Below are 6,352 nucleotides of genomic sequence, written 5' to 3' on the forward strand. Positions count from 1 at the left end.
CTCAGTAAAATAGCAGCCGGAAATAAGAATATTGATTCTTTTATTGAACTGGACACTCAAGGAAATGATCTGGAAGGTAATTATCAGGTTGAAGTTACAGATGCCGGTGGAGGTAATTTTAATCTAAAAATTAATGATTCTGATGGAAATAACTTATACACTCATCCTACTACATTAAGTGCTGGGGATACTATTGATTTAGAGTTAGATGGAAGTGGGGGTATTCAGCCTGATACAGCTAGCTTTACTGATGATTTTACTTTAACAGTTAACAAGTCTGGCAAAAGAAATATCAGCCTGGATAAAGCAATCGGTAATGGAGAAAATGCAAATGCACTTGCCAATTTATTTAATAGTGAGGCAGCCACAAAGGGAACAGAATTAGAAGGAACTTCACTGGAAGGTTACTTTAGAACTATTGTGACATCGGTGGGAGCTGAATCATCAAGAGCTCAGGAGATGAAAGCCAATCAGGATGTAGTTTTAAAACAGCTGCAGACTCTTGATCGCAGTATTTCGGGAGTTTCACTGGATGAAGAAATGGCTAAATTAATCAAATATCAGCAGTCATATACTGCTGCAGCAAAATATATAACAAAAACTGAAGAATTACTTGACAGTTTAATGACTATAGTATAAATAACAGGAGTTGACAGCAATGAGAGTTACAAATTCAATGATGGTTCGCAATATGTTAGATCATCTTCAGAATAATATGGGAGATTTAAATGACTTAAATGAACAGCTGAGTTCGGGTAAGTTATTCCAGATGCCCTCTGATGCACCAATCAAAGTCTCAGATAGTATGAATTATAAATCTCAAATAAATCGGAATGACCAGTTTCAGCGTAATCTTAATCAGGCAGAAAACTGGTTGAAGACAACTGAAAGTTCACTTAAAAGTGCAACTAAAGTCATTCAGCGAGCCAGGGAATTAACTATTTATACTGCTAATGATACTATGACACCAGAAGATAGAGAAACAGTTGCCAATGAGATGAAGCAGCTTAGGGACGAATTAATTGATATTTCTAATGCAAAACTTGGTGATAATTATATTTTTTCTGGACAGAAAACAGATCAGAAACCCTTTGATGTCAATACAGCTGGAGGGATTGGCAGCTTTGTAGATTATAAAGGTGATATCAGTTCAATTGAGCGAAGATTAAATGAAAATGTTCAGATGGGTGTTAATCTAAATGGAAGAGAAGTTTTTAAAAAGGAAATTGAAGCTTTAAATAAGATTTATAATGATTTATCTGACCCAACAAAGACTGGGGAAGACATTGGAGATAATCTATCAGGTATGGATGATGCAATTAACAAATATGCTGAACTAAGATCTGAAATTGGTGGTAAACTCCAGCGGACCGGCAATATAGCGGATCGGTTAGAAGCAAATAAAGTTCATCTGAGAAGTTTAAAATCTAAAAACGAAGATGCAGATCTGGCAAAGACTATTACAGAATTAAAAATGGAAGAAACAGTTTACAGAGCCTCGCTAGCATCTGGGTCAAGAATTATGCAGCAGTCTTTAGTAGATTTTATTAGATAAATTTTTAGTGGCTTTTATAACTATGGTTTACTAAATTACCATAGTTGTAATGGTTACTAAAACACCGCTGCTGGCAGCACTATCGGCCGAAGTGTTGTTGACAAGGTGCTCATATAACCAAAACAAATTAAATGAACTGGCAAGGATGCCAGGAACAACACAAAATTTCAAGGAGGAATAAATAATGAGAATTAACACAAACATAGCTGCGTTGAATTCATACAACCAGCTAAAAAACACACAGAATAACTTAAGTAAGTCCTTACAGAGATTGTCTTCAGGGAAGAGAATCAATGGTGCTGCTGATGACGCTGCAGGTCTGGCAATTAGTGAGAAGATGAAGTCTCAGACAAGAGGTCTTGCTCAGGCCCAGAGAAACGCTCAGGATGGTATTTCAATGATTCAGACTGCTGAAGGTGCGCTTAAGGAATCACATTCAATTTTGCAGAGAATGAGAGAGTTAGCTGTTCAGTCTGCAAATGATACTAATACAACAGCAGATAGAGAAGAAATTCAAAAAGAAGTAGATCAATTAGCTAAAGAATTAACAAGGATTTCTAATACTACTGAATTTAACACTCAATCACTTTTAAATGGTGCTGTTAAAGAAGATGGAACTGGTAAAGCCACTTTCCACATTGGTGCTAATTCAGAACAAAATATTGATTTAAGCATTAATGCAATGGATGCTGAGTCATTAGGAGTAGCTGCCGATGCTACAATAGAAAGTGAGGCTATTACTGGTACTGCTACTGGTGGAGATGCCGGTACCATTGATTTTGATGTTAATGGAACAACTGCAACAACTTCTGGTATTGCTAGTGGTGATAGTGGAGGAGATATCGCTACTAAAATTACTAATGCCCATAGTGGTATAACAGCTAGTTTTGATACTGGCACAGATCAAATAACAATTACTGCTGCTACTGGCTCAACCGTTGAAATTACTGGGGGAACTGCAGCAACATTATCTTTTGCTGGACTTGAAGTTGGAGATACAGCTGGCACATCTAGCTCTGCGACTTTTTCAAGCGGCACAACTACTGATGCTTTTGCTGCGGCTGGTATAGATGTTAGTACCCAGGCTAAAGCTGATGCAGCTATAACAAAGCTTGATACAGCTATCGCAGATGTTTCAGCAGAACGTTCTAAATTAGGTGCTTATCAAAATAGATTAGATCATACAATAAATAATTTAAGTGCAGCAGAAGAGAACTTAACAGCTGCTGAATCCAGAATCTCTGATGTTGATATGGCTAAAGAAATGATGAACTTTACTAAGTCTCAGATCTTAAGTCAGGCTGGTACAGCAATGTTAGCTCAGGCTAATCAGTTACCACAGGGAGTACTTCAGTTACTCGGTTAATTTCTTGAAGAGAATAATATAGATATATAAACAATTAAGCCGGCCGGTTTTCCGGCTGGCTTGTTTTTTAAGAAAGGGTGAAAAGCTATTATGAAAGTAGAACAAGTAGATTCTCTATCAAAGAAGCAAGTAAACAGTATCCAGAAAGATCAAACTAATAAAAGAAGTAATAATAGCAGTAATAATAAACCCGACTCTCTTCAGGAAGAAAGAAAATATAATCAAAAAGAACTTGAAGAAGATGTCAAAGAATCAGTAATTGATATTAATGATATAGTGAAAAAAGTAAAAGAGGATCTAGCATTTAAAATACATGATAAGACAGATAAACTTATGGTCCAGATAGTTGATTTAAAAACACAGGAAGTTATAAAAGAACTACCGCCGGAAGAAATGCTTGATTTAGAAGCAAAGATACATGAGATGGTGGGATTTTTAATCGATGAGAAAGTTTAGAAAGAAGGTGTTAAGATGGCTGATCTTAGTTTAGGTGGTTTAGCCACTGGTATGGATACAGACTCAATAATTAATCAGTTGGTTCAATTAGAACAGCGTCCAATCTATAATTATCAGCAGGAGATATCAGAACTGGAGCAGACTAAAGGTGCCTGGAGAGATATTAACACCAGGTTAGATAATTTAGAAAACAAATTAACAGATCTCAAATTATCTTCAACCTATAATTCCAGAACTGCTAGCAGCAGCAATGAGGATGTAGTTACAGCAACAGCAGCTAATAGTGCTAATGAAGCTAATTATGATATTACAGTAAATCAGGTGGCTACAGCCCAAAGATTGATTGGGGCACGCAAGCCCGGTTTTAGTGCTGCTGAAGATGATGTAATTACATTAAATGGCACAGATGTAAACATCAGTACAGGAGACTCTTTGAGTGATATTAGCGCCAAGATTAATGATGCGGATTCAGGATATTCAGCTTCGGTTATTGATGATGTACTGGTCATAGAAGCAGAGAAAACTGGTGTTGAAAATGCACTCCTGGATGGTAGTGATGGTTCTACTCCTACAATATCTGATAATAATGGTATTCTGAAAGATTTAGGTATTTTGGATAATACTACTGGGTATTTTACTGATGAAAAAGCAGCCAATGATGCAAAAGTGGAAATTAATGGTATTGCAGGTATTACAAGTTCCAGCAACGAAATTACTAGTGCTGTAGATGGTATGACCTTTAATATTAATCCAGAAGCTGCTGCAGGTAGTACAGCTACTATTTCAGTTGCTAAAGATACCGGTAAAGCTACTAAAGCTGTACAGGCTTTTGTAAATCAGTATAATAGTGTAATGGATTTTATAGACAACAAAAGTGGTTATGATGCCGAAACTGAAGAAGGTGGAATTCTGCAGGGGGATGGAACAGTAATGAGACTGCAGATGAGTTTAAGAGACCTTGTAACTTCTAAAGTTAAAGATACAGGTGATTATCAAACTTTAAGCTCCGTTGGTATTGAGATAGATAGGGATGGAGTAATGAGTTTAGATAGTGCTAAGTTAACTGAAGCTCTAGAGGACAATCCAGAAGAGGCTACGAATTTATTTCAGGCAGAGTCTGATACCAAGGGTTATGATGGTATGGCTGTTCGCATGGACAGCTATCTTGACCAGGTTCTTCAATCCAATACCGGTTTGATTCCCAGGAGACTTGACTTCTATGATACCCGAATAGAAGGTTTGAATGATGATATAGCAGATGTACAGAGAAGGGTAGATATGACTCGTGAAAGATATGTTCAGCAGTTTGCTGCCATGGAAAAAGCTATTTCAGAAATGCAGAGTCAGCAGAGCTGGATGATGAGTCAGCTCCAGAGTATGGGTGGATCTACTGTAACAAGTATGATGTAGAATCTAAAGAGGAGTTTTATACTTTAACTCCTCTGCTTTTTATAATTGGGTTAATATACTTTTAGGATGTGTTTTTATTGAATTTTTATAAAAAGAATATGCGTGTTTTGAAATCAAAAAATAAGAAATTATATAATAAAATATTGGCATTTGAAGATAGTGACAACTTAAGTATTAAGGATTCTGACGAAGGCCACACAGCAATTGTTAATAATAAACAAGGTATAGAAATACACTTAGAAGATTCTCGTTCTGGTGATTATACTATTAGAGTTAAGTTTGAAAATAAAGAACGATATTTGCACAGTAAATATTATCCTATGAAAGAAGCTAAAAAGCAGATCGAGAATTTAAAGGTAAAAAAACAGCAGCAAATTTTTGCTTTGGGTTTTGGTCTTGGGTATCATTTAAAAGAACTTGCAAAAAGAAATAAATATGATAAAGTTTTTATCATTGAACCATATATGTCTCTTTTCTATACAGCATTAAAGTATGTTGATTTAAGTGATTTGCTAAAAAGCAAAAATATAATTTATTTAATTGGTGAAGATATTTCCTCTCTATTTGATGTTATTCGATCATATTATTCTTTAAGTTTAGAAAAAGATATAGAATTTTTAGAACAGAAAGCTGAAGTTAATTTATTTAATGATGAATATAAAGAAATATATAATAAAATAAAAGAGGGAATAAATTTCAAAAAGACAAACTTGGCTACTAATATTCATAGTGCAAAAAAATGGAAAAGAAATATGATTTATAATATTCCCTATATAATAAAAAATCCAAAAGTTGATGATTTTTTTAATTCTTTTAAAGATATACCGGCTATTTGTGTTGCTGCAGGACCCTCTTTAGATAAGAATATTGATCAATTAAAAAGAGTGAAAAATAATGCCCTGGTCATGTGTGTAGGAACTTCTTTAAAGCCATTATTGGAAAGAGGAATAGAACCAGATATTGTGGTTTCGGTAGATGGTAATTTAGCTAATTATAAACATTTTGAAGATATTAAAAATATTCCAGACTCATATCTCTTTGCTGAGTTGGCAAATCATTATAAAATACAAGAAAAATGGAATGATAAACAAGTTTTCTTGACAATGAAAAGAAATTTTAGTGGTTGGGTAGAAGAGATAAAAGGTGAATATACTTCTATTAATACTGGAGGGACTGTAGCTCATACAATGGTTGATCTTTCCTATAAATTTGGAGCAGATCCCATTGTGTTATTAGGTCAAGACTTATCTTTTTCCGAAAACAGAACTCATGCAAGAGGTACTACTTATGAAGATAATAAAAGAAGTGAAGAAAATTTAATTGAGATTGACGGTATTAATGGAGAAAAAGTATTAACTAATAAAGTTTACTTATCAATGTTAAGTTATTTTAATAACTATTTTGCTAAAAGACCAGACCGGACCTATATTGATGCTACTGAAGGTGGAGCTAAGATTGATCATACTTTAGTGATGAAATTTAGTGAAGTTATTGATAAATATTTGAGTGATAGTAAGAATAATATTAATGTACGAAAAGTTTTGGATCAATATTATAAAAAAAAT

6 protein-coding genes are annotated in these 6,352 nt (G+C 34.5%); all 6 read left to right on the forward strand.

Annotated features, from left to right (window positions below; all coding sequences use genetic code 11):
• A partial coding sequence (locus CI949_RS15065) for a flagellar basal body rod C-terminal domain-containing protein (RefSeq protein WP_290767771.1) occupies positions 1–639 on the forward strand: 639 nt, incomplete at its 5' end.
• 19 nt (positions 640–658) lie between these two features.
• On the forward strand, positions 659–1,555 hold the full coding sequence (flgL, locus tag CI949_RS15070) for a flagellar hook-associated protein FlgL (RefSeq protein ID WP_290767772.1): 897 nt from the start codon (positions 659–661) through the stop codon (positions 1,553–1,555).
• Between the two features lie 184 nt (positions 1,556–1,739).
• Positions 1,740–2,921: a flagellar hook-associated protein FlgL gene (gene flgL / locus CI949_RS15075; RefSeq protein ID WP_290767774.1), complete on the forward strand. Its 1,182-nt coding sequence runs from the start codon at positions 1,740–1,742 to the stop codon at positions 2,919–2,921.
• A gap of 90 nt (positions 2,922–3,011) precedes the next feature.
• Positions 3,012–3,377 (forward strand): flagellar protein FlaG, encoded by a 366-nt coding sequence (locus CI949_RS15080; protein WP_290767777.1) that lies wholly within the window; start codon positions 3,012–3,014, stop codon positions 3,375–3,377.
• A gap of 15 nt (positions 3,378–3,392) precedes the next feature.
• Positions 3,393–4,787 (forward strand): flagellar filament capping protein FliD, encoded by a 1,395-nt coding sequence (gene fliD, locus CI949_RS15085; protein ID WP_290767780.1) that lies wholly within the window; start codon positions 3,393–3,395, stop codon positions 4,785–4,787.
• A 77-nt stretch (positions 4,788–4,864) separates the two neighbouring features.
• Positions 4,865–6,352 (forward strand): 6-hydroxymethylpterin diphosphokinase MptE-like protein (locus CI949_RS15090; RefSeq protein ID WP_290767782.1); only part of this gene is annotated, 1,488 nt, incomplete at its 3' end.

This window comes from Halanaerobium sp., from assembly GCF_003070835.1.

Excerpts from the sequence above, each read along its gene's own strand:
- fliD (WP_290767780.1), top strand. The coding sequence starts at position 3,393 with ATGGCTGATCTTAGTTTAGGTGGTTTAGCCACTGGTATGGATACAGAC.
- flgL (WP_290767774.1), top strand. The coding sequence starts at position 1,740 with ATGAGAATTAACACAAACATAGCTGCGTTGAATTCATACAACCAGCTA.
- flgL (WP_290767772.1), top strand. The coding sequence starts at position 659 with ATGAGAGTTACAAATTCAATGATGGTTCGCAATATGTTAGATCATCTT.
- CI949_RS15080 (WP_290767777.1), top strand. The coding sequence starts at position 3,012 with ATGAAAGTAGAACAAGTAGATTCTCTATCAAAGAAGCAAGTAAACAGT.